Below are 275 nucleotides of genomic sequence, written 5' to 3' on the forward strand. Positions count from 1 at the left end.
CTCAGGCATTGCTGCGTGCGCTGCCAGAATTTGCTCAGGACAAAGAACGTCTGGCGTCGTTGCCAGGTGTCGTTCCCGGCAAGTACGACCGCCCGAACGGCTGCCTGCTTAACCCGCGCTGCCCCTATGCCACTGACAGATGTCGCGCTGAAGAACCGGCGCTGAATATGCTCGCTGACGGGCGTCAGTCCAAATGCCATTACCCACTTGATGATGCCGGGAGGCCGACACTATGAGTACGCAAGAGGCCACCCTGCAACAACCGCTGTTGCAGG

At 60.0% G+C, this 275-nt stretch carries 1 protein-coding gene; it reads left to right on the forward strand.

What is annotated here, in order from left to right; translation table 11 throughout:
- Positions 1-236: oligopeptide/dipeptide ABC transporter ATP-binding protein (locus SB764_RS39990; RefSeq protein WP_410866746.1), on the forward strand; the 236-nt coding region annotated here is incomplete at its 5' end.
- Positions 237-275: the final 39 nt, after the last annotated feature.

This window comes from Paraburkholderia sp. SIMBA_027, assembly GCF_046535315.1.
In the GTDB taxonomy this organism is placed as follows: Bacteria; Pseudomonadota; Gammaproteobacteria; order Burkholderiales; family Burkholderiaceae; genus Paraburkholderia; species Paraburkholderia tropica.